The organism is Mesorhizobium sp. M7A.F.Ca.AU.001.01.1.1 (assembly GCF_004022735.1).
Lineage (GTDB): Bacteria > Pseudomonadota > Alphaproteobacteria > Rhizobiales > Rhizobiaceae > Mesorhizobium > Mesorhizobium ciceri.
This window is the reverse complement of sequence record NZ_RZPF01001152.1, coordinates 1-1,115: the sequence shown is the minus strand read 5'-3', so window position 1 is coordinate 1,115 and position 1,115 is coordinate 1. Positions and strand designations below refer to the sequence as shown.

At 61.2% G+C, this 1,115-nt stretch carries 1 protein-coding gene and 1 pseudogene; both read left to right on the top strand.

All coding sequences use genetic code 11. The features are described from left to right. On the top strand, nt 1–503 hold a 503-nt coding region (locus tag EN884_RS36675), incomplete at its 5' end, for a CpaD family pilus assembly lipoprotein (protein WP_128361161.1). 38 nt (nt 504–541) lie between these two features. Further along, a pseudogene (locus EN884_RS36670) lies at nt 542–1,115 on the top strand (CtpF protein); the annotation flags it as partial.

The window sequence follows — 1,115 nt, the reverse complement described above, 5'->3', positions numbered from 1 at the left end:
ACCGCGGCATGACCGGCTCCCAGCGCGATACGCTTCTTGGCTTCCTGGATGGCTATGACAGAAGTGCCGCCCCGACGCTGACGATCCAGGTCCCGAGCGGATCGGCCAACGAGGTCGCCGCGACCACGGCGGCCCGCGATTTCGCCCGGCTGGCGGTTGCCAGCGGCATCAAGCGCAATCGGATTGTCGTGACCTCCTATCAGTCCGCCTCCGCCGAAGCCTCTGCCCCGATTCGCGTTGCTTATATCTCGGTGAAAGCCCAGACCGATAAGTGCGGCCGCTGGCCCGAAGATCTTATGGAGACATCGGAGAACAAGCACTATGCCGACTTCGGCTGCTCCTATCAGAACAATCTTGCCGCCCAGATGGCCAATCCCGCCGACCTGCTCGGCCCGCGTAAATCTGCCAATATTGATCCGGCAAATCGTAGCCAAGCCATCGATGTTTACCAAAAGAGAGGCATTTCGGAAGAGTTCCTCGGCAATTCGGAAGTGACGTACTGAGCCGCAAATCTCGGATAGAACAGGCCACGGGAGAGAGCATGACGATGAGCAACCTTGCCTACGACGCCCCGGTGGACGGCAGCGATACCTCGCAGCAGGACATCGCCGCGATGCAGGCGTTGCGGCCGATCCCGCGCATCTCGATCCAGGCATTCTGCGAGACCGAGGGTGTTGCCAACCCGGTCGAGCGCGCCGGCGAGGACCGTCGCATGACGAAGGCGCATCTCAAGGTCCACATGGGCGGTGTTCCCACTGCCATCGAATTCTACCAATCGGCGCCGACGCCCAATCTGATCCTGCTGGAATCGCGCAGCGAGCCCAAGCAATTGCTGGAACAACTCGCCCAGCTTTCGGAATATTGCGATCCGACGTCGAAGGTGGTGGTGATCGGCCACTACAATGATGTCGGCCTCTACCGGGAACTCATCCGCAACGGCATTTCCGAATATGTGATCGCTCCGGTCTCGATGGCCGACATCGTCAGCGTGGTGTCGTCGATTTTCATCGATCCGGAAGCCGAGCCGCTCGGCCGCTCGATCGCCTTCGTCGGCGCCAAGGGCGGTGTCGGCTCCTCGACGATCGCCCACAATGTGGCTTGGGCGATGTCCTCCC